Here is a 19204-nt window from a genome sequence, read left to right on the forward strand (position 1 = left end):
CATGGGGAATGTTCCGGTTCTCTCAGATGCCCAGCTTGAGCAGGTTTCTCGCCTGTTGGGCGACTGTTCGACCGGAACCGACATCACCCGCGTTCTGAACAGCCTGAGGCTGGAGGATGTTTCAGGCGAAAACACAAAATGGAAGCGGCTCTATGGCACGTTCCTCCATTACCAGCGGCAGGACCGGGCCGCGAGCAAGCTGATCGACTATATCCGCGCCGCCCTTGATCCGGCTGGATATGTCGGGCGGGCGGATGAATTCGAAGCTGTGCGCCAGCAACTGAATGCCGTTCTTGCTTTTGCCGGACTGCAATATGGCGAGGACGGCAAGTTTGTTCGCGTAGCGGCAGCCCAAACCATTGGTGAAGCTCATCAGCGCGCGAAAACGCTGGAAGGCAAGTTTCAAGGGCGACGCATCCATCCCGAGGTGAAGAAATACTGCAAGGCGGAATTGCTTCAGGAAAATTATTTCCATGCGGTGTTCGAAGCATCCAAGGGGTTGGCCCAAAGGATCAGGGAGTTGTCGGGTGCGGATGGGGACGGCGCTGCGCTGGTCGATAAGGTGTTCTCCATCGAGCGACCAATGCTCGCCATCAACACGCTCCAGACGGAAACCGAACGATCGGAGCACAAGGGCTTTGCATCGCTCCTGAAGGGGTGCTTTGCGGCTGTCCGAAATCCGCTGGCTCACGAACCTAAGTTACTGTGGAAGGGGGAAGACGACGCGGCAGACTATCTTTCGCTCATCTCCCTGTTGCACAGGCGGCTCGATGATTGCGCCAAGACGGGGCTGGGAAGGCAGTCATGAAATTTGCTCTGGTCAATGGTAACAGAATCCCTCCGGCGCCAAAACACAAAGGAATATGTGCGTGTTGCGCGGGTGAACTGATTGCGAAATGTGGCCGAGTAAAACTTTGGCATTGGGCTCACAAGAGAAAGTTCTCCTGTGACCCTTGGTGGGAGAATGAGACAGAGTGGCACCGACGTTGGAAGAATCAATTTCCTGCCGAATGGCAAGAAGTCGTCCACTTTGATGTGCGTGCGGGTGAAAGGCATATCGCCGACGTCAAATGTTCGTCGGGCTTGGTGGTCGAGTTTCAGAATTCCCCGATGTCTTACGAGGAGCTGCGAACGAGGGAGCAGTTCTACGGCGATATGATCTGGATAGTGAATGGGCTACGGGGCGACCTAGACGAAAGCTATTTCCGAATGGGGCTAGGACGAACTCCGATTCAGAATAGCCCATTGGCTTATGGAATCGCATGGTGGGGTCGCAGCCGTCTGCTGCACAATTGGTCACTCAGCGAGAAAAGAGTTTTTCTCGATTTTGGCGACGCCTTCACACTTGGCCCGCCTGTGGTTTGGCGCCTCGTATACTATGACAGAGAGCAAAAGTGCGGGGCTGTTGCGCCCTATCCAAAGCAGCTTCTCGTGCAGTCAATCATTGATGGAGAGGAGATAGGTGTCCCTTGCCTGCCTGTCGCTGATTCCTCCGAGACAGTTTTGGAGGAACAACCATGAGGGGAGAAATTATCGGGGTCTGGTCGGAAACATGGCGGGAGATTTGGTCGAAGATGGCCAAGTATCCCGATGCTCCAGAAGATTTCTTCTGTGAACTGTTCCGCGAATTGAACGCTGCCTGTTCGGCGCCGCTCGATCCCGCGACGGAACTAGCCGATACCGTCGATAACCCGGATCAGGCCCGCACGGCGTTCCGCCGAACCAAGGCGTCCGCGTTTATGGGCGAGGTTGCGTTGCTGGAGTTCATGGAGCGCGCGCATGCGGTGATGGCTGATCTCGGGGGCGACCCGCTGGCGAACCGATACTTCATTCTGACCGAGGCCTTCCTCACCAAGTACAGCCTGCGCTACGACTTGCGCCGGCCCTTCAGTCTCAATCCGACATTGCCGGGTGTTTTCTCGCGCCTGATGCGCGACTTGAAAGACGCAACAGCGCAGGATGCTGATTTGCATCCGCTGATGATGGAGTTCGAAGACACCATCCGCGACCTTCGTGCGGACCGCTCGGCGGGCAAGATCAAGAGCTGCATCCAAAAGCAGGTCAACCTGTTGGAGGCCATCGGCCAGCGCTGCCCCGGTGTGACGACCAACACGCTTGGCCAAATTTGCGACCAGGTCGGCACATGGCCCCACAACAAGGTCAAGGACGCGATGAAAGAATTGTATCGGTTCGCGTCCGACTATCCAGGCATCCGGCACGGCGGTACGCCGGCGAACAGTCTGCGCAATATTGAGATGCGCGATCTGGTTGCCGTCAGCATCTTGTTAGCAGGCTTTTCGCCTTACCTTACCAATCTCATAAACCCGGACAATATTTATCGCGGCTCATAGGGGGAAAGATCGTGTCTCAATTTCAGTTCCTCCAAGCCGAATTTTCCGAGGTGCACGAGCATGCCGTAAAGGCCGAAAGCCTGGCTCTTTCTGATCCGCGCAGTGCTTGCTTTTATGCGCGGCTTGCGCTGGAAGTCGCGGTCAAGTGGATGTATCGCCATGATCGCGCGCTTCGGTCGCCCTATGAGACGACCCTATCCGCGCTAATCCACGAGCCGACTTTCCGAAAGCTTGTCGGTGACGCGCTGGTGGCCAAAGGGAAGGTGGTCAAGGACCTTGGCAACGCAGCGGTGCATGAGGCTAAGCCTGTTGCCCCTGCACGCGCCATCACTGCGGTTCGGGAGTTGTTCCATATTGCCTACTGGCTGGTCCGTACCTATGCGAAGGGCGCGAAGCCGGCCGCCGCAGTCGCATTTTCGGCTGATGCGTTGCCGCATACCACTCAGGTGGAGGCGTCCACTCTCGGGAAGCTGAAGGAAATCGCGAAACGCTTCGAGGAGGCAGCCAGGGAACGAGATCGCGCCGAGCAACTTCGCCTGAAAAGCGACGGCGACCGGTTGAAGCTGGAGGCTGAGATCAAGCGGCTTCAGGACGAGATAGCCAAGATTAAGAAGGCCAACCAGGCCGTCCCCGACGGGCACGACTACAACGAGGCGCAGACGCGGGACGCTTTCATCGACCTGCTGCTGGCGGAGGCGGGTTGGACTTTCACCAAGCCCGGCCACGACACCGAGTGCCCCGTCACCGGCATGCCAAATGCGACGGGTGAGGGCTTTGTCGATTATGTGCTCTGGGGCGACGACGGCCGACCGCTCGGCTTGGTAGAGGCGAAACGCACCCGCCGAGATGCGCGGGAAGGGCAGCGTCAGGCTGAGCTGTACGCTGACGCGCTGGAGCGTCAGTTTGGGCAGCGTCCGATCATCTTCTATTCGAACGGCTATGAGCATTGGATCTGGGATGACCGCCGCTATCCGCCGCGCCCAATCCAGGGTTTTCTCAAGAAGGATGAGCTGGAGCTTGCGATCCAGCGGCGTGTGACACGCAAGCCGCTGGCGCCGGAGGACATCAACTCAAAGATTGTCGAGCGTTACTACCAGACTCGCGCCATTCGCCGCGTTGCAGAGGCTTTCGAGAAGGACAATCTGCGCAAGGCGTTGTTGGTCATGGCGACGGGTTCGGGCAAGACGCGGACCGTCATCGCACTTTCCGACCTGTTGATGCGCGCCAACTGGGCGAGACGCATCCTTTTCCTTGCTGATCGTGTCGCGCTCGTCAATCAGGCGTCGAACGCTTTCAAGGCGTTCCTGCCGCAAGCATCGCCCGTGAACCTGGTCACCGACAAGGCCGCCCATGGACGGGTCTATGTTTCCACCTACCCGACCATGATCGGGCTGATCGACGAGACGAAAAGCGGTGTGAGGCGCTTCGGGCCGGGGCACTTCGACCTGATCGTTATCGACGAGGCACATCGCTCCGTCTATCGGAAGTACAAGGCGATCTTCGACTACTTCGACAGCCTTCTGGTCGGCCTCACCGCGACGCCGAAGGATGAGGTGGACCGCGACACCTACGCGCTTTTTGACCTGGAGCGCGGTATCCCGACTGACGCTTATGGGTTGGACGAGGCCGTCAGTGACGGCTTTCTCGTACCGCCCAGGGCTGTCTCGGTACCGCTCAAGTTCCAGCGGGAGGGCATCAAATACGATGACCTCTCGGAAGAGGAGAAGGAGGCGTGGGACGCCATCGAATGGGATGAGGACGGTGCGATCCCGGACCGGGTTGAGGCGGCGGCCGTGAACAAGTGGCTCTTCAACGAGGACACCGTTGACAAGGTGCTTGAGCACGTCATGACCCATGGTTTGAAGGTCGCTGACGGCGACCGGCTGGGGAAGACCATCATCTTCGCTAAGAACCATGACCATGCGCAGTTCATCGCTGAACGCTTCGATGCGAACTACCCGCATTTCCAAGGGCGTTTTGCCCGCGTCATCGACTTCAAAACCGAATATGCCCAATCGCTGATTGATGATTTCTCGTCTGCGGACAAGGAGCCTCACATCGCCATCTCGGTGGACATGCTCGATACAGGTATCGACATCCCCGAGGTGGTCAACCTCGTCTTTTTCAAGATTGTTCGCTCGAAAACCAAGTTCTGGCAGATGATCGGCCGGGGAACTCGGCTGTGTCCTGATCTGTTCGGCATTGGCCAGCATAAAGAATATTTCTACGTCTTCGATTTCTGCCAGAATTTTGAATTCTTCAACCAGAACCCCGACCTATCCGAGGGATCGGCTGGCGCTTCACTGAGTGAGCGCCTGTTTGTGGCGCGCGTCGAGCTGGCCGGCGAACTCGACAGGCAAGGGCATTTGGATGGCGATGATCCGGCCGCAGTGCTGCGGCGCGAAATTGTTGGCCAGCTTCGTGCCGAGGTGGACGGCATGAACGTCGAGAATTTCATCGTCCGACCAAAGCGGCGGATCGTGGAGAAGTATAGGGCCGGCGATGTTTGGTCGAAGCTGGGCCTGGATGAGCGCACCGAGCTCATCGACCACATCGCTGGGCTTCCGTCTGCCGTGGTCGATGACGACATTTCCGCCAAGCAGTTCGACTATCTCATCTTGCAAACTCAGTTGGCGGTACTGCGGGCGGAGAAGGCGTTTGCTGGCTATAGGAAGCGCATCGTTGAGCTGGCATCGGCACTTGAAGAACTCGGCAATGTCCCGATGGTCGCGGCCGAGATGGCGTTCATTCTAGAGATTCAGACCGACGAGTTCTGGCAGGACGTGACGCCGCCGATGCTGGAAACCATCCGCCGCCGTCTGCGGAGCCTTATCAAGCTCATCGAGTTGAAGAAGCGCCCATACGTCTACACCGACTTCGAGGATGAAATCGGAGGCCCGACCGAGGTCGAGCTTCAAGGTGTAGCGGTCGGGACTGATATGCACCGTTTTCGGATGAAGGCTAGGCACTTCCTGAAGCAGCATGAAAACCATATCGCGATTCAAAAGGTTCGCCGAAATGAACCCCTTACGGCACAGGACCTTGCGGAGCTGGAGCGAATCTTTATCGAAGCCGCTGTCGCCGCTCCCGAGGACCTGGAGCGGGTCCGCAATGATGGGGGGCTCGGGATATTTGTCCGCGCTCTGGTCGGCCTCGACCGGGAAGCAGCAAAGCGTGCATTTGATCGGTTTCAGTCCCAGCGGAAACTGTCAGCCAATCAGATAGAGTTCCTGAATATGGTCATCGATTATCTGACGGAGCGTGGTGTGATGGACCCGCGACTTCTATACGAGAGCCCGTTCACCGACTTCGACGTTATGGGAGTCGAAGGAGTATTCCAGAGCGCGGATGTCGTTGAACTAATCGGTATCTTAGAAGACGTTCGGCGGCGTGCTGCAGCCTAACAGCTAACGCGGATTTCCTCAGCGTCTTGTGCGGACGGCTCAAAAAGAAACCCCGCCTTGCGGCGGGGCTTCAGTCGTCGATTGGGATCGGTCATGCTCAATATACTTTTCAAATTAGTAAGTTATTCAAACATTTTATGTGAGACGAAATTTCATTTTATGGATACAGGATTTCATTTTATGCGAGACCCTACAAGAACCTGCATCAGCGTGCAAAAAAATCTTCGGCGAGGCCGGAATTCCTCTTGCTTTTGCAAATCACTCTCAATATGATCGGGGCATATCGAGAGTGCGTCGCCGAGCTGCTGGTCTGGGCGACGAGGTCCGGGGCGGTGTCGTGGGGCGGCATCGCCCCGGTTTTTTTGTGTCTGCGCAACATGTTGACGGGGTAATGATGCGGCTTTATAACAGTATATAATAGTTAAATAAAATAAATCACACATAGATACAAAAGATGGGATTGACTATTCCGACTTCATGCGTGAAATAGAGGCAAGACACTGCTGGCGGCGGAAACGCTGTGGGCAGGGGGCCTTGGGCTAGAGATAGCCAGGCCTGCGGGAATTTGAGGGGCAGCTTGCGCCGCGTCTGCATTGCTAAAGCGTCACGCCGGCAGGCCGGTCCAGGTCTGGGCCAGGTCTGGGGTCGTGGTCCCCGTCAAAACTGATGGAGTTTGCCATGCGTCCCGCCTTCAAGACCGCCACCGGAATTCCCGCCATGACTGCCGTTGCTCATCTGCGCTTCTGTTGTTGCCGCGCCTGATCTGATCAGTCTTGCCGCAACAGGTTTCTTCAGAGGTGTAATCATGAGTGACGCTTTTATCATTGAGGCCGCCAATAGCTATCGCGGCTATGCCCACAAGGTTGAGGCCGGCCTGGTGCGGCGCGAACGTGGCGGCTTCCGCTTTTTCGCCGCCAGCAACTTGTTCACGGCCATCGAGAACAGGCTGTTCCGCCGCCCGGCCGAGGCCGAGCGTGCTGCCGCCGCCTTGCTGGCCCAGGCCATGGCTGTGACTCAGGGCCGTGGCGCAGCGTCGCAGCGCGATGACGATGCCGGCTCGCTGGTCGATCCGCTGGCGTTGCCGCCGGATTGGCATGTCGCGCCCGGCGTGCTGGGCCTGTCCTTCCTGCCGTTCGACCGCTAACCGCCCCCGCAACCCATCCAGAGGACTTGCCGGCGGCGCCTTCCATGGCGCCGCCGCTCCTATCCGTCATGATCGAACTCAGCTCCATTTCCAAACGCTACGCCACGCCGCAAGGCACGGTGACCGCGCTCGAAGGCATCGACCTCAGCATCCGCGAGGGCGAAATCTTTGGTGTCATCGGCAAGAGCGGCGCCGGCAAATCGACGCTCATCCGCCTGATCAATCTGCTGGAACGGCCCGACCAGGGCAGTGTCCGCGTCGCCGGCCGCGACCTCACGGCCCTGCCGCCGGCTTCGCTGCGCCGTGCGCGGCAGGAAATCGGCATGATCTTCCAGCATTTCAATCTGCTGGCGACGCGCACGGTGTTCGAGAATATCGCCCTGCCGCTGGAATTGCGCGGCGAGAGCAAGGCGGCGATCCGCGCCGCCGTCGAGCCGCTGCTGGAACTGGTCGGCCTCACCGACAAGCGCGAGCGCTATCCCTCGGAATTGTCCGGCGGCCAGAAGCAGCGCGTCGGCATCGCCCGCGCGCTTGCCACGCAGCCGCGCGTGCTGCTGTCCGATGAAGCCACCTCGGCGCTTGACCCGGAAACCACCCGCTCGATCCTGGCGCTGCTGAAGGACATCAATGCCCGCCTCGGCCTCACCATCGTGCTGATCACCCATGAGATGAGCGTGATCAAGGAAGTGGCCGACCGGGTTGCCGTGCTGGAGCATGGCAAGGTGATCGAACTCGGCCCGGTCTATGATGTGTTCACCCGGCCGCGCGCCGAAATCACGCGGCGTTTTGTCGGCGAACTGGTCGGCGGCGATCTGCCGCCGAGCCTGCTGCGCCAGATCGCCAATGATACTGCCACTGATCCGGCGCGGCGCCGCGTGCTGCGCATCCTGTTCACTGGCGGCGCAGCGGAAAGCCCGGTCATGTCCACCCTGGCGCGGCGCTTCGATCTCGATTTCAACCTGCTGCATGGCCGCCTGGATGAAATCCAGGGCCGCGCCTTCGGCAATCTGGTGGTGGAACTGCTCGGCGATCCGGCCCGGCTCGATGCCGCCGTCAAATATCTCGCGACGCAGCAGCTTGGCGTCGAATCCCTCAATCATGAACAGGAGTCCGGCGATGTCGTCCGCCTTGATCGCGCTGCTGGTTGATGCCCTGATCGAAACGGCGGTGATGGTCGGGATTTCCGGCTTCATCGCCACCCTGTTCGGCGTGCCACTGGGTGTCATTCTGGTGGTCACCGACCGGGGCCATATCCTGCAGAATCTGCTGCTCAACCGCGTACTCGGTATTATCGTCAATGCCACACGCTCCACGCCCTTCATCATCCTGATGGTGGCGGTGATTCCCTTCACCCGCCTGATCGTTGGCACCTCCATCGGCACGCTCGCCGCCGTGGTGCCGCTCACCATTGCCGCCGTGCCGTTCATCGCCCGCCTGGTGGAAACCGCCCTGCGCGAAGTGCCGCGCGGCCTGGTGGAAGCAGCCGAAGCCATGGGCGCCACGCCGTGGCAGATCGTCACTAAGGTGCTGGTGCCGGAAGCCATGCCCGGCATCGTCGCCGGCCTCACCATCACCCTGGTCAGCCTGATCGGCTATTCCGCCATGGCCGGTGCTGTCGGTGGCGGTGGCCTCGGCGATCTCGGTATCCGCTATGGCTATCAGCGTTTCCTGCCGGAAGTGATGGCCGCCGTGGTGATCGTGCTGATCGTTTTCGTCCAGGGCGTACAGTCGCTCGGCGACCGTGTCGTGCGCCGACTGGCGCACAGATGAGTATTAGTTGGCGCCGACTGGCGCATCGTTAAGTCCAAACCAGTCCTGTCTCGCAAAAAAGAAAGGTGCTTCCCAATGATCAACTCCCCGATTAATCGGCGTTCCCTTCTCGCCGCCGCCGCGCTGCTGGTGCTTCCCTTCGTGGCCCAGGCGCAGGACAAGCCGATCCGCGTCGGCGTCACCGCCGGTCCCCATGCTGAAATCCTCGAAGTGGTGAAGAAGGTTGCCGAGCGCGATGGCCTGAAGCTGCAGATCGTCGAGTTCAGCGATTATGTGCAGCCGAATGCGGCGCTGAATGCCGGCGATCTGGATGCCAATTCCTACCAGCATCTGCCCTATCTCGAAGCGCAGGTGAAGGATCGCGGCTACAAGATCGTCAATATCGGCTACACCGTGAATTTCCCGATGGGCGTCTATTCCAAGAAGGTGAAGAACCTGGCCGATCTGCCGTCGGGCGCCCGCGTCGGTATCCCGAACGATCCGACCAATGGCGGCCGCGGCCTGCTGCTGCTGGAATCCGCCGGCCTGATCAAGCTGCGCGCCGATGCCGGCCTCAAGGCCTCGCCGCTGGATGTGGTGGAGAACGCCAAGAAGGTCCGCATCGTCGAGCTGGATGCGGCGCAGTTGCCGCGTGCGCTGGATGAACTGGATGCCGCTGCGATCAACACCAACTACGCGATTCCCGCCGGCCTAAAGCCGACCCAGGATTCGATCGCCATCGAAACGCCGAAATCGCCCTATGTGAACATCATCGCGGTGCGCACGCAGGACAAGGACAAGCCGGAGCTGCTGAAGCTGGTGAAGGCCTATCAGTCGGCGGAAGTGAAGGCGTTCGTCGAGCAGAAGTATCAGAAGGCGGTTGTCGCCAGCTGGTAAGCTGTTCTGTCGTCTGCACTGGTTCCCTCTCCAGACGACGAAGATTGCCCGCCGATCCTCCCACCCGGATCGGCGGGTTTTTTTATCGGTTCAAGCCGCCTGCTGCCGCGCCCGCTTCACCAGGCGCACCAGTTCCACGCGCGCGCTTTCCGCATCGCTCACCGGCTTGTCAAAAGGCAGGCGGGCAAGCTGGCCCTCGCGGATCAGGTCGGCGCCTTCAGGATCAACACCGCTGAGCGTCCAGCCTTCGCCGCTCAAACCCAGCAGCCTGCTGGCATAAAGCTGGGTCGCATCGGCATGATCTGAGTTCATATGCTCGACAATGCCGGCCTCGGCTTCCGCCAGCTTGGTGCAGTCGCCGCCATAGAGATAATCGTCGAACCAGTGGATGCGACCGAAACCGGCGACGATATGCGCACGGCTTACTTTTAGCTTGTAGAAGGCGAAATCCTTGAAATCGGCATACATCGCCGCGCCCGGATGGCGCGCCAGGAAGCGGGCGCGGTGGCGCGGGTCGGTGGTGCGTTCGGCCTCCGCCAACAGGGTGGCGCGCGGGCCGGTCAGCGGTTCGGCATAGCCATCGGTGCCGTCGCACAGCAGGCTGACGCGGGCATCGGCGGTGATGTTGCGGGTATGCTCGGCCAGCGTCGAGATCAGCAGCAGCGGGGTCGCGTCATGGTCGAAGGCCACCAGCACCAGCGAGGCATAGGGCGTTGGATTGTCGCCAGCAAGCGTGGTCGCCAGCACCGCCTTGCGGCAGGCGCGGGCAACCGCGCGAGCCTGCTGGGCGGGTGAAGCTGCGGGCTTGGGCGCTGTGGTATCGCTCATAGCGACTCCTCTAGATTAATTGAGAGTGATTCTCAAGTAATCTAGCGGATACACTGGTTGCGGGCCAAGTCTTTGCACCGGTTGAAATGTGCCGCAGCGGCTGAAGCGCTCAAAAATGCGCCGAGCGCGCTACGTCCACGTCGGACAGGTAGATGATGCCGGTGGCGTTGGGAAACCGGGCATGGAAGCCGGTCAGGATGGCACGGGCCATGTCTTCCGGCGCGATGGCGATGATCAGCACATTCTCGAACACCCGGGTCACATCATCGCCCTGGCGCTCGCCATGATGGCCGCCGCCGGAAACGCGCGGGATCAGGCTGTAGCCGCGTACGCCCTGATCACCCAGCCACTCGATCACCGCCCGCGCCAGCGGCGCTTCAACGATCACCTCGATCTTGCGTCGGCGATGGATTTCCGTGCTCATCTCAGCCTCCCACCACGATCCGCGCCGCACTCAGGTAGAGCGGCAGGCCAATCGCGACATTAAACGGAAAGGTGACAGCCAGCGACAGCGTCACCGACAGTGCCGGATTTGCTGCCGGCAAAGCCAGGCGCAAAGCCGCCGGCACGGCGATATAGGAAGCCGAGGCGCCAAGCACTGAGAGCAGCGTCGCGCCGCCCAGGCTCAGGCCCAGCAGCTTGCCGAGGCCGAGGCCAAGGGCGCCGCCGAGCAGCGGCATGATGATGCCAAACAGCAACAGGGCCGGCTTCAGGCCGCGTGCGGCGCGGCCCTGGCGCACCGCCACCAGACCCATATCGAGCAGGAACAGGCAGAGTGCGCCGTTGAACAGATCCTGCACGAAGGGCTTCACCTTCACCATGCCGGCATCGCCGGTGATCCAGCCGATGGCAAAACCGCCAAGCAGCAGCATCACCGAGCCATTCACCAGCACTTCGCGCAGGAAGCTGCCATGCTCATGCTGGGGTGAGCCGGTGGAATGGTTGCGGCCGGCGCCGGCCAGCAGCAGGCCGCTGATGATCGCCGGTGTTTCCATCAACGCCAGCATCGCCACCAGATGGCCCTCGAAGGCGATATCGCGGCTGCGCAGGAATTCGGCGGCGGTAACAAAGGTAACGACGCTGACCGAGCCGTAATGCGCGGCGATGGCGCCGGCATTCAGGCGGTCGAGCCGCCAGATGCCACGCAGCAGCAGGAAGGCGAGCAGTGGCTGGGCGAAGCTCAGGGTCAGCGCCGCGAGCATCCCCAGCGCGACCGAGCCCCCTGCCGCCCCCTGCATCGCGGTGCCGCCTTTGAAGCCGATGGCGAACATCAGGTAGATCGCCAGGGCGCGGGCTGCGCCTTCTGGAATCTCCAGATCGGAACGAAGCAGGGCGGCGATGGCTCCCAGCGCGAAGCATAGGATCATCGGGGAGATCAGGTTGCCGGCGGCAAGGGAGATGAAGTCGCTCATGGCGCGGCAAAATACGCATCGCGCGATAAAGCGAAATGCGTATTCTTTTACCTCGAAATCAGCACCTGATGCGGTGTTTGAGGTATCGAATTACCGATCCTGGTAAGCTATTACCGCTGCCGCCTTTACGGCAGCAGCACTGTCGAGCCGGTGGTCTTGCGCGCTTCCAGGTCGATATGCGCCTGCACGGCATCTTTCAGCGCATAGGTCTGGTTGATTTCGATCTTCACGATGCCCTTGGCCACCACGTCGAACAGGGCGGCGGCGGAAGCCTCCAGCCAGTCGCGGCGCGCGGTATAGGTCATCAGGGTCGGGCGGGTGAAGAACAGGCTGCCCTTGGCCGTGAGCATGCCGGCTTCCACCGGCGGGATCGAACCGGAGGCATTGCCGAAGCTGACCATCATGCCGAGCGGTTGCAGGCAATCGAGCGAGGCCGGCCAGGTGCTCTTGCCAACCGAGTCATAGACCACCGGCACGCCCTGGCCCTTGGTGATTTCCTTCACCCGCTCGACGAAGTTCTCCGTCGAATAGTTGATCACATGGTCGCAGCCATGCGCCTTGGCCAGCACGGCTTTCTCGTCGCTGCCGACCGTGCCGATCACCGTGGCGCCGAGATGCTTGGCCCATTGGCAGGCGATCAGGCCGACGCCGCCAGCTGCCGCATGCCACAGGATGGTATCGCCCGGCTTCACCTTGAAGGTGCGCAGCAGCAGGTATTCCGCCGTCATGCCTTTGAGCATGATGGCGGCGGCCACCTGGTCGGAAACGCCATCCGACAGTTTCACCAGCTTGTCCGCTGGCACCACGCGTTCCTCCGCATAGGCGCCGAGGATCGAGCCATAGGCAACGCGGTCGCCGGCCTTGAGGCCGCTCACGCCTTCGCCCAGCTCGGTCACTACACCGGCACCTTCCATGCCGATGCCGGCGGGCAGCGGCAGGGGATAGAGGCCGGAGCGGTGATAGGTGTCGATATAGTTCAGGCCCACGGCGGTGGATTTGATCCGCACCTGGCCGGCACCGGGCTTGCCGACCTCGACATCGTCCCACTGCATTACTTCGGGGCCGCCGGTCTTGTGGATGCGGATCGCCTTCACCATGGGCTTGAACTCCTGATTGCTTGGTTACGAGAGATGCTGCTTGAAGAAGGCGGCCGTGCGCTGGTTGGCCAGATCGGCCGAGGCCTTGTCGTAATGCTCGCCGCCGACACGGGCAAAGGCATGATCCTGGCCGACATAATCATGGCGCGTCACCAGGGCATTGCCCTTGAGGCCTTCGGCGATCTGCGCCTGCGCATCCTTGGGCACGAACTTGTCCTCGGTGGCGCAATGCAGCAGCAGCGGCTTCTTGATATTCTTCGCCTCGTCGAGATGGTTCTGCAGATACACGCCGTAGAAGCCGGTGGAGGCATCCACGTCGCTGCGGGTGGCCATCAGGTAGGCCAGGCGGCCGCCCAGGCAATAGCCGACCGAACCGGCCTTGCCGGTGGCGCCGGGCAGGCCGCGCAAAATCGGCAGGCAGGCCTTGAGATCCTCGACGCCCTTGTCGAGATCGAACTGGCCGAACAGCTCGAAGGCGCGCTGCAGGTCCGGCTCGATGCGGTCATCCAGCATCAGGCCCGGCTCGATGCGCCAGAACAGGTCCGGGCAGAGCGCGTAATAGCCCTGGCGGGCCAGATCGTCGCAGATGCCGCGCATCACCGTGTTGATGCCGAAGATTTCCTGGATCACCAGCACGCCGGGGCCTTTGCGGGCGGCGGGTTCGGCGAGATAGGCGTTGAAGCTGCCGCCATCCTTGGCGGCGATGCTGATCATGCGTGGCATGGTATTCCTCCCGGCTCATCGTTGCGGCTGCGCGGGATGCTATCGTGCCGATAGCAACCGCCGCAAGGGACGGGATTCTTACAGCGCCTTTAGAGAGCGGGCGCGCCGCTATAGGAAAACAGCGGCAGGTCGAACAGCGAAGGCTGGCGCTTCGGCATGGCGCCATCGCATTCCAGCGCCAGCAGGCGGCGCTTGGTGGCAATGCCGCCCAGGCCGGAGAAACCGCCCAGGCCGTTTTCCGCCGTCACCCGGTGGCACGGCACGATGATCGGCAGCGGGTTGGCGCCGCAGGCGGTGCCGACAGCACGGGCCGAACTCTTCAGGCTCTGGGCAATCTCGCCATAGGTCATGGTCTCGCCATAGGGAATGGCCTGTAGCGCGCGCCAGACCCGGACCTGGAAATCCGTGCCGCGCGGCTGCACCGGCAGATCGAAGCGCTTCAGCCGGCCATCGAAGAAATCTTCCAGCTGGGCGGCGGCCTCGCGCAGCAGGCTGCTTTGTCCGTCGCTTTCCGGCAGGCGGCCCCAATCCAGCGCCACCAGAGCCTGGTCGCGCTCGGTGAGGGTGAGGGGGCCGAAGGGCGATTGTGTCACCAGCCGGCGAATCGAGCTTTCCATGGTCCTGATTCTGGCCTTCGAATAGGAAAAAAGCCAGTGGATAACTTTCCGCCGGTTGTCTTATGCCGTCGCGAAGGGGTTTTTCACCACCAGGCGGTCGAAGCGGCGGCCATGCTGCAGGTCTTCGCTGTAGAGCAGGGCGCAGCCGGCAAGCTGGGCGGCTGCGACAATATTGGCATCGTAGATATGCAGATTATGTCCCCAGGCCAGCGAGAAGGCACGCTCCTGGGTTTCACCGTTCAGTGGCAGCGGCTCGCCACAGAATAATCGGATACTGGCGAGCGCGGTTTCGATCCGGCCCCAGGGCAGGTTCAGCTTGCCTCGCGCCACGGCGCAGAATTCGTTCAGCACCTGCACGCTGACCAGCCCGCCGGCCAGCATCAGATCTTCGGCTATGCCGGTGCGACGGGGATCGTCGGTATAGGCATAGACCAGGATATTCGTGTCGAAAAAGGCGCGATCAGCGCTCATTGGCCTCTTCGCGATTGAAACGGAAGCCGGGCGGCAAGGGCCGGCGCAGCTTGCGCATGATGTCCAGCGCTTCCTCGCGGGTCATCTTGCGCTCCAGCGCCAGGTCGTTCTTGCCCCGGACATGGATGTTCAGGTCATCGCCCGGCTTGAGGTCCAGCGCCTCCACCACCGAGGCGGGCAGCCGCACGGCCAGACTATTGCCCCATTTCGCCACACGCATCTGGAACTCCTGGATATACACTTGATACTTTGTATATCCTACGCCCGGGCCCGCCGCCCGGCAAGCGCGGCTTTTCTCCCGCCGGGCAGCGGCCTATATAGGGGCCACCGCTTTTTGCCGCAGTTTATCCGCAGGTTGTCATGTCCGAAGCCCTCACCCCCGTCACCGTCCTCACCGGCTATCTCGGCGCCGGCAAGACCACGCTGCTCAATCGCATCCTCACCGAGCCGCACGGCAAGAAATACGCCGTGATCATCAATGAGTTCGGCGAAGTCGGCATCGACAACGACCTGGTGGTGGATGCCGACGAGGAAGTGTTCGAGATGAACAACGGCTGTATCTGCTGCACCGTGCGCGGCGACCTGATCCGTATCATCGAGGGCCTGTGGAAGCGCAAGGATCGTTTCGACGGTATCATCGTCGAGACCACGGGTCTGGCCGATCCCGGCCCGGTGGCGCAGACCTTCTTCGTCGATGATGGCGTGTCGCGCCGCACCCGGCTCGATTCCATCGTCACCGTGGTGGATGCGCGCCACCTGCTGCTGCGGCTGGCCGATAGCCGCGAGGCGCAGGAACAGATCGCCTTCGCCGACGTGATCCTGCTGAACAAGACCGATCTGGTGACGCCGGGCGAACTGGCCCTGGTGGAGCGCCGCATCCGCGCCATCAACAGCCTGGCGCCGATCCATCGCACCGAACGTTGCTCGATCGCGCTCGAAACCGTGCTCGACCGTGGCGCCTTCGACCTGCAGCGCATCCTGGCGCTGGAGCCGGGTTTCCTGACCAAGGAACTCGGCCATGACCATGATCACCACCATCATGGGCATGATCACGGGCATGACCATGAGCATTGCGACGATCCGAGCCATGTGCATGACGAGCATTGCGGCCACGATCATCATCACGGCCATGACCACCACCATGAGCATGACCATATCCATGACCTCTCGGTGATCAGCCATTCCTTCACCGTGGACAAGCCGCTCGATACCAAGAAATTCGATGCCTGGATCAGCGACCTGCTGGCCAATCAGGGCCCGGATATCCTGCGAGCCAAGGGCATCCTGGATTTCCAGGGCGAGAAGGACCGCTTCGTGTTCCAGGCCGTGCACATGATCCGCGACGGCGATTTCCAGCGTCCGTGGAAGCCGGATGAGAAGCGCATCAGCCGCGTGGTGTTCATCGGCCGCAAGCTCGACGCCGCCAAGCTCAAGGCCGGCTTCGAGGCCTGCTGTGTCTGAGATTGAGGAAGCGGCCGAGGCTACTCCCAAGCTCGGCTACAAGGCCTATCTCTGGCATTTCGATGCGCCGGTGATCGGCGCGGCGGTGCTGGATGGCATCGCCGGTTTCGGCCAGGGCATTGCCGGCTTCGGCCTGGGCGATGGCAGCATCGGCCTGCGCGATCTGGCCATGCCGGACAAGCCGGTGACCGAGCGCCGCCGCCCGCATGCCAATGGTCTGCTGAGTTTTGTCACCGCGCCCGATGGCCGCGGTTTCATCTCCGGCGGCGATGACGGCAAGCTGGTCTACACGGCGCTTGACGCTGAGCCGCGTCTGCTGGCCGAGCGGCCGCGCAAATGGATCGAACAGATTGCCGTGGCGCCAGAAGGCGGCCTGATTGCCTTTGGCGCGGCCAAGGAAGCCGGCCTTGTCGATCTGCGCGGCAAGGTCAATGCCTCGCTCAGCGATCATCCCAGCACGGTGGCCGGCCTGGCCTTCAATCCCAAGGGCAAGCGGCTGGCGGTGGCGCATTACGGCGGCGTCACGCTCTGGTGGGCCAAGGACGGTGCGCAGACGCCGAAGCGGCTGACCTGGAGCGGTAGCCATGTGGCTTTGTCCTGGAGCCCGAATGGCCGCTTCATCATGACCGCCACGCAGGAAAACGAACTGCATGGTTGGCGCACCGATGATTTCGCCGACATGCGGATGAGCGGCTATCCGGCCAAGCCGCGCTCTTTAAGCTGGTCCGCCGATGGCAAATGGCTCGCCAGCAGCGGGGCTGAAAGCGTGATCTGCTGGCATTGCGCCGGCAAGGGGCCGATGGGCTCGATGCCGCTGGAAATGAATCGCGGCCATCTGGTGATGGCGGTGGCATTCCATCCCAAACTCAATATCGTTGCCTCCGGCGATGCCGAGGGCGGACTGACTTTGGGCCGCATTTCCGATGAACGCAGCATCCCGCTGGAAAAGATCAGCCGCGCGCCGATTGCCTGCCTGAACTGGAGCCGGGATGGCCGCTGGCTCGCCATCGGCTGCGAGGATGGCGCCGCCGCCCTTATCGATTTCGAAAGCTGACAGGACTCACCCCATGCATTTCCCCGATCTGCCGACCTTCGTCACTCATCTCGAATGCGGCATGACCGGCGAGCGGCTTTCCGCCGAGGTGGTGCATAACCTCTCGCCGAAGGGCTATCCGATCCTGGTGCGCTATGATCTTGAAGGCATCCGCAAGGCCTTCACCAAGGAGAAGCTGCGCGAGCGGGACTGGAACTGGTGGCGCTACCGCGAGATGCTCCCGGTGCGCCGGTCAGAGAACATCGTCTCGCTCGGCGAGGTGGTGACGCCGCTGATCCCGCTGCCCAAGCTGGCGCGCCAGCTCGGCGCCAGCGGCGAATTGCTGGTGAAGGATGAAGGCCGCCTGCCCACCGGCTCGTTCAAGGCGCGTGGCCTGGCGCTGGCGGTGTGCATGGCGAAGGAATTCGGCATCAAGAAAATGGCGATGCCGACCAATGGCAATGCCGGCGCCGCCCTTGCCGCCTATGCCAGCCGTGCCGGCATCGAAACCGTGGTGTTCTGCCCCGATGATACGCCGGCGGTGAACATGAACGAGATCGCGCTGCAGGGCGCGCGGCTCTACAAGGTCAATGGCCTGATCAATGATTGCGGCAAGCTGGTGGGTGCCGGCAAGGAAGCCGCCGGCTGGTTCGATACCTCGACGCTGAAGGAGCCCTACCGCATCGAGGGCAAGAAGACCATGGGCCTGGAACTGGCCGAGCAGCTCGGCTGGGAATTGCCTGATGCGATCTTCTATCCCACCGGCGGCGGCACCGGCCTGATCGGCATGTGGAAGGCCTTCGATGAACTCGAAGCAATCGGTTTCATCGGCTCGAAGCGGCCGAAGATGATCGCCGTGCAGGCTGCCGGCTGTGCTCCCATCGTGCGTGCCTGGGAAGGCAACGAACGCCATGCCAAGCTGTGGGAAAATGCCCATACCGTGGCCGCCGGCATCCGCGTGCCGGCAGCGGTCGGCGATTTCCTGATCCTGGATGCCGTGCGTAATTCAAACGGCTTCGCGATTGCCGTGGAAGACAATGCGATCACCCAGGCACTGGATGACGTGGCGCGCCAGGAAGGCCTGCTGCTCTGCCCGGAAGGTGCTGCCACCTATGCCGCCTACAAGCAGGCACTGGCCGAGAAGCGCATTCGCCCAAGCGACCGCGTGGTGCTGTTCAATTGCGCCACCGGCCTGAAATACCCGATGGCCGATGGCGGCCAGCCGCTCGATCGCCACGGCAGCATCGATTACGCCAGCCTGTAATTGTTTTCTGGCCTGGGGCATTGGATGGAACTGAAACACTTTGTGGCGGATTCCTCGCCCTGCTGGTGTGATCCATCTGCCTGTTCGCTATCCGGGAGAGGATTGCGGCGCAATCTGGTAAGTCTTAGTTTGTGTTTATAGGTCAAGGTGTTAGCGGAAACTAACGGGTGTCTTTTTCTGTCGCCGCTATCCTGCGGGCATGAAATCCACCGACTTCACATTGCAACAGGTCAGCCCCGACGAGGGTCTGCAACAGCCGGAACTGCAGCGTCTGCTATTGCAGTGGCGTGAGGCCGCCGCTGCCGCTGGCGGATTGCCCGGCCTTGATTTCGCCGATCCGCTGCGGCTGCGCTACCTGCTGGGTGCGCTGGTGCTGCTGGATATCGCCCATGACGCCATGGGCCACCGGGCTTACCGCTACCGCCTGGTCGGCACCGATATCGTCAGCCGGCGCGGCAAGGATTACACCGGCCGTTTCCTGCATCAGCATGATGAGGACATCTTCGCCCAGACGGCAATTGATGCCTGCGATATAGCCGTGGAAGAACGCCAGCCGATTTATGCCACCCTTCGCCGTCAGATCGGCAGGGGCTTCTATCGCGTGCAATATCTCACCCTGCCGCTGGCCGGTCCGTCCGGTGAAATCGAACGCTTGATCACGGCGCAGATCTATCCGCCGGAAGCACCCAGCATGCCTTATGGCATGCGCAATCAGGGCATGCCTTATACTACGCTAAAACGCGCCTGTTAGAG

20 protein-coding genes are annotated in these 19204 nt (G+C 61.4%); 12 read left to right on the forward strand and 8 right to left on the reverse strand.

The features are described 5' to 3' along the window. Position 1 precedes the first annotated feature (1 nt). The 8 genes from ACQY7X_RS10295 (at position 2) to ACQY7X_RS10330 (ending at position 9545) form a co-directional block, all read left to right on the forward strand. Positions 2–808, forward strand: coding sequence for a TIGR02391 family protein (locus tag ACQY7X_RS10295; protein ID WP_428249826.1), 807 nt, complete (start codon positions 2–4; stop codon positions 806–808). Next, positions 805–1521, forward strand: a complete 717-nt coding sequence (locus ACQY7X_RS10300; RefSeq protein WP_428249827.1) for a competence protein CoiA — start codon at positions 805–807, stop codon at positions 1519–1521. The genes ACQY7X_RS10295 and ACQY7X_RS10300 overlap by 4 nt, the downstream gene beginning before the upstream one ends. 53 nt (positions 1522–1574) lie before the next feature. Next, the gene (locus ACQY7X_RS10305; RefSeq protein ID WP_428249828.1) at positions 1575–2351 is read left to right on the forward strand and encodes a hypothetical protein; all 777 of its coding nucleotides are present in this window, start codon (positions 1575–1577) and stop codon (positions 2349–2351) included. Between the two features lie 11 nt (positions 2352–2362). Further along, the gene (locus ACQY7X_RS10310) at positions 2363–5755 is read left to right on the forward strand and encodes a DEAD/DEAH box helicase family protein (RefSeq protein ID WP_428249829.1); all 3393 of its coding nucleotides are present in this window, start codon (positions 2363–2365) and stop codon (positions 5753–5755) included. An 805-nt stretch (positions 5756–6560) separates the two neighbouring features. Next, a complete protein-coding gene (locus ACQY7X_RS10315) occupies positions 6561–6899 on the forward strand; it encodes a hypothetical protein (protein WP_428249830.1) in 339 nt (112 codons plus the stop codon). Positions 6900–6967: 68 nt separating this feature from the next. Then, positions 6968–8047 carry a methionine ABC transporter ATP-binding protein gene (locus ACQY7X_RS10320; RefSeq protein ID WP_428250049.1) on the forward strand — a complete coding sequence of 360 codons (1080 nt, stop codon included), beginning with the start codon at positions 6968–6970 and terminating at the stop codon, positions 8045–8047. Next, positions 8016–8669, forward strand: a complete 654-nt coding sequence (locus tag ACQY7X_RS10325) for a methionine ABC transporter permease (protein ID WP_428249831.1) — start codon at positions 8016–8018, stop codon at positions 8667–8669. Before ACQY7X_RS10320 ends, ACQY7X_RS10325 begins: the two co-directional genes overlap by 32 nt. Before the next feature lie 75 nt (positions 8670–8744). Beyond that, complete coding sequence (locus ACQY7X_RS10330) at positions 8745–9545, forward strand: MetQ/NlpA family ABC transporter substrate-binding protein (protein ID WP_428249832.1); 801 nt, start codon at positions 8745–8747, stop codon at positions 9543–9545. A 90-nt stretch (positions 9546–9635) separates the two neighbouring features. On the opposite strand, the gene ACQY7X_RS10335 is transcribed toward ACQY7X_RS10330, so the two are convergent. The 8 genes from ACQY7X_RS10335 to ACQY7X_RS10370 all read right to left on the reverse strand — a co-directional run bounded on the left by ACQY7X_RS10335 (position 9636) and on the right by ACQY7X_RS10370 (position 14913). After that, the gene (locus ACQY7X_RS10335) at positions 9636–10373 is read right to left on the reverse strand and encodes a HugZ family protein (RefSeq protein ID WP_428249833.1); all 738 of its coding nucleotides are present in this window, start codon (positions 10371–10373) and stop codon (positions 9636–9638) included. Positions 10374–10482: 109 nt separating this feature from the next. Then, complete coding sequence (locus ACQY7X_RS10340) at positions 10483–10797, reverse strand: P-II family nitrogen regulator (protein ID WP_428249834.1); 315 nt, start codon at positions 10795–10797, stop codon at positions 10483–10485. A 1-nt stretch (position 10798) separates the two neighbouring features. Further along, positions 10799–11785 carry a sodium-dependent bicarbonate transport family permease gene (locus ACQY7X_RS10345; RefSeq protein ID WP_428249835.1) on the reverse strand — a complete coding sequence of 329 codons (987 nt, stop codon included), beginning with the start codon at positions 11783–11785 and terminating at the stop codon, positions 10799–10801. Between the two features lie 125 nt (positions 11786–11910). Continuing rightward, positions 11911–12882: a quinone oxidoreductase family protein gene (locus ACQY7X_RS10350; RefSeq protein WP_428249836.1), complete on the reverse strand. Its 972-nt coding sequence runs from the start codon at positions 12880–12882 to the stop codon at positions 11911–11913. Between the two features lie 24 nt (positions 12883–12906). Then, entirely contained in the window at positions 12907–13605 is a 699-nt protein-coding gene (locus tag ACQY7X_RS10355) for a dienelactone hydrolase family protein (protein ID WP_428249837.1), read from the reverse strand. A gap of 89 nt (positions 13606–13694) precedes the next feature. Further along, entirely contained in the window at positions 13695–14222 is a 528-nt protein-coding gene (locus ACQY7X_RS10360; RefSeq protein WP_428249838.1) for a methylated-DNA--[protein]-cysteine S-methyltransferase, read from the reverse strand. A 60-nt stretch (positions 14223–14282) separates the two neighbouring features. After that, positions 14283–14693 carry a PIN domain-containing protein gene (locus ACQY7X_RS10365; protein WP_428249839.1) on the reverse strand — a complete coding sequence of 137 codons (411 nt, stop codon included), beginning with the start codon at positions 14691–14693 and terminating at the stop codon, positions 14283–14285. Next, positions 14683–14913, reverse strand: a complete 231-nt coding sequence (locus tag ACQY7X_RS10370; protein WP_428249840.1) for an AbrB/MazE/SpoVT family DNA-binding domain-containing protein — start codon at positions 14911–14913, stop codon at positions 14683–14685. The genes ACQY7X_RS10365 and ACQY7X_RS10370 overlap by 11 nt, the downstream gene beginning before the upstream one ends. A gap of 140 nt (positions 14914–15053) precedes the next feature. On the opposite strand from ACQY7X_RS10370, the gene ACQY7X_RS10375 reads away from it, so the two are divergent. From ACQY7X_RS10375 to ACQY7X_RS10390, 4 genes are all read left to right on the forward strand, one after another. Next, positions 15054–16154 (forward strand): CobW family GTP-binding protein, encoded by a 1101-nt coding sequence (locus ACQY7X_RS10375; protein ID WP_428249841.1) that lies wholly within the window; start codon positions 15054–15056, stop codon positions 16152–16154. Next, positions 16147–17208, forward strand: coding sequence for a WD40 repeat domain-containing protein (locus ACQY7X_RS10380; protein ID WP_428249842.1), 1062 nt, complete (start codon positions 16147–16149; stop codon positions 17206–17208). Before ACQY7X_RS10375 ends, ACQY7X_RS10380 begins: the two co-directional genes overlap by 8 nt. A gap of 13 nt (positions 17209–17221) precedes the next feature. Continuing rightward, positions 17222–18451: a threonine synthase gene (locus tag ACQY7X_RS10385; RefSeq protein WP_428249843.1), complete on the forward strand. Its 1230-nt coding sequence runs from the start codon at positions 17222–17224 to the stop codon at positions 18449–18451. Between the two features lie 199 nt (positions 18452–18650). Continuing rightward, positions 18651–19202, forward strand: a complete 552-nt coding sequence (locus tag ACQY7X_RS10390) for a hypothetical protein (RefSeq protein WP_428249844.1) — start codon at positions 18651–18653, stop codon at positions 19200–19202. Positions 19203–19204: the final 2 nt, after the last annotated feature.

It is taken from the genome of Ferrovibrio sp. (genome assembly GCF_965278975.1).
Lineage (GTDB): Bacteria > Pseudomonadota > Alphaproteobacteria > Ferrovibrionales > Ferrovibrionaceae > Ferrovibrio.

Coding starts and splice junctions, on each gene's coding strand:
- ACQY7X_RS10295 (WP_428249826.1), top strand. CDS start 2: ATGGGGAATGTTCCGGTTCTCTCAGATGCCCAGCTTGAGCAGGTTTCT.
- ACQY7X_RS10300 (WP_428249827.1), top strand. CDS start 805: ATGAAATTTGCTCTGGTCAATGGTAACAGAATCCCTCCGGCGCCAAAA.
- ACQY7X_RS10305 (WP_428249828.1), top strand. CDS start 1,575: ATGGCCAAGTATCCCGATGCTCCAGAAGATTTCTTCTGTGAACTGTTC.
- ACQY7X_RS10315 (WP_428249830.1), top strand. CDS start 6,561: ATGAGTGACGCTTTTATCATTGAGGCCGCCAATAGCTATCGCGGCTAT.
- ACQY7X_RS10320 (WP_428250049.1), top strand. CDS start 6,968: ATGATCGAACTCAGCTCCATTTCCAAACGCTACGCCACGCCGCAAGGC.
- ACQY7X_RS10325 (WP_428249831.1), top strand. CDS start 8,016: ATGTCGTCCGCCTTGATCGCGCTGCTGGTTGATGCCCTGATCGAAACG.
- ACQY7X_RS10330 (WP_428249832.1), top strand. CDS start 8,745: ATGATCAACTCCCCGATTAATCGGCGTTCCCTTCTCGCCGCCGCCGCG.
- ACQY7X_RS10335 (WP_428249833.1), bottom strand. CDS start 10,373: ATGAGCGATACCACAGCGCCCAAGCCCGCAGCTTCACCCGCCCAGCAG.
- ACQY7X_RS10340 (WP_428249834.1), bottom strand. CDS start 10,797: ATGAGCACGGAAATCCATCGCCGACGCAAGATCGAGGTGATCGTTGAA.
- ACQY7X_RS10345 (WP_428249835.1), bottom strand. CDS start 11,785: ATGAGCGACTTCATCTCCCTTGCCGCCGGCAACCTGATCTCCCCGATG.
- ACQY7X_RS10350 (WP_428249836.1), bottom strand. CDS start 12,882: ATGGTGAAGGCGATCCGCATCCACAAGACCGGCGGCCCCGAAGTAATG.
- ACQY7X_RS10355 (WP_428249837.1), bottom strand. CDS start 13,605: ATGCCACGCATGATCAGCATCGCCGCCAAGGATGGCGGCAGCTTCAAC.
- ACQY7X_RS10360 (WP_428249838.1), bottom strand. CDS start 14,222: ATGGAAAGCTCGATTCGCCGGCTGGTGACACAATCGCCCTTCGGCCCC.
- ACQY7X_RS10365 (WP_428249839.1), bottom strand. CDS start 14,693: ATGAGCGCTGATCGCGCCTTTTTCGACACGAATATCCTGGTCTATGCC.
- ACQY7X_RS10370 (WP_428249840.1), bottom strand. CDS start 14,913: ATGCGTGTGGCGAAATGGGGCAATAGTCTGGCCGTGCGGCTGCCCGCC.
- ACQY7X_RS10375 (WP_428249841.1), top strand. CDS start 15,054: ATGTCCGAAGCCCTCACCCCCGTCACCGTCCTCACCGGCTATCTCGGC.
- ACQY7X_RS10385 (WP_428249843.1), top strand. CDS start 17,222: ATGCATTTCCCCGATCTGCCGACCTTCGTCACTCATCTCGAATGCGGC.
- ACQY7X_RS10390 (WP_428249844.1), top strand. CDS start 18,651: ATGAAATCCACCGACTTCACATTGCAACAGGTCAGCCCCGACGAGGGT.